Origin of the sequence: Lactococcus hircilactis, assembly GCF_009601015.1 — a bacterium.
In the GTDB taxonomy this organism is placed as follows: domain Bacteria; phylum Bacillota; class Bacilli; order Lactobacillales; family Streptococcaceae; genus Lactococcus; species Lactococcus hircilactis.
Genome location: NZ_WITJ01000045.1, coordinates 1 through 919, shown reverse-complemented (window position 1 = coordinate 919; position 919 = coordinate 1). Strand labels below are relative to the sequence as shown.

Genomic DNA, 919 nt, shown 5'->3' with positions numbered 1-919 from the left:
TCAATAATAAGCTTCAGGATTACGTTCAGTTCTTAAACCATCAAAGCTATTTCAGCTTTAGAAAAAACGGTAAAGACTATCTGATGTCTCCCGCATCGTCCCAAGCAGTGCATGAGACCAGTTCAGAAATATCATTTGTCTGCGTATCACTCGATAGAGAACTGATTAACGAGATGTCTAATCCACTTGCTAATACTGCAAGTCATAATATCCAATGGTACTTTGACACCATGGGGCTTATCTCACGCACTCAAATTACGATTGGGATTAACGAGGTTGCAAATCTCACGCGCACGATTAGCTATGATGGGCAAGAAACGAAGCTATCACGACTAATTTCAGTGATTAATAATTTCAATGCAGAATTTGAGTTTATTACTAAATTAAATAATGATGGCACGCTTGATTCTGTAACGTTAAACATCTACAAAGAAAATGACGGTCAAAACGTGCAAGGCGTAGGTACTAAGCGTGATGATGTACGGCTGTCATTTGGCAAGAATATTGAAGATGTGACTGTTGATGTCAGTGACGATGGATTTTTCAATGCTTGCTATATGACAGGCGCTGACGGATATAGCTGGAAAAATTATGATTTCAGTTACAAAAACGCAGATGGAGTAGAAGAATTCTATAAGCGTAAAGGCTCTGAAATTGCTTACGCTCCACTGTCTGCTCAGATGTTCCCGTCTCAGCTTAAGACGGACAAGGGCGACATTTGGACAAGTATTGACGAGACAACAGAATATAAGAACGCTAACGATATGTGGGGATACATTGTCAAAAAGTTCAAACAATATGCTTATCATCAAATTACTTACACAGTCACTCCATCAGCAGCCTTACTTGGTCAATTAATCGGAGATGGTAGACCGCTCCAAAAAGGCGATACTGTCATCATCCAAGATAACAACTATAT

The 919-nt window shown here is 39.4% G+C and carries 1 protein-coding gene; it reads left to right on the top strand.

The features are described 5' to 3' along the window. Positions 1-919 (top strand): phage tail family protein (locus tag GHI93_RS12745; protein WP_211368907.1); only part of this gene is annotated, 919 nt, incomplete at both ends.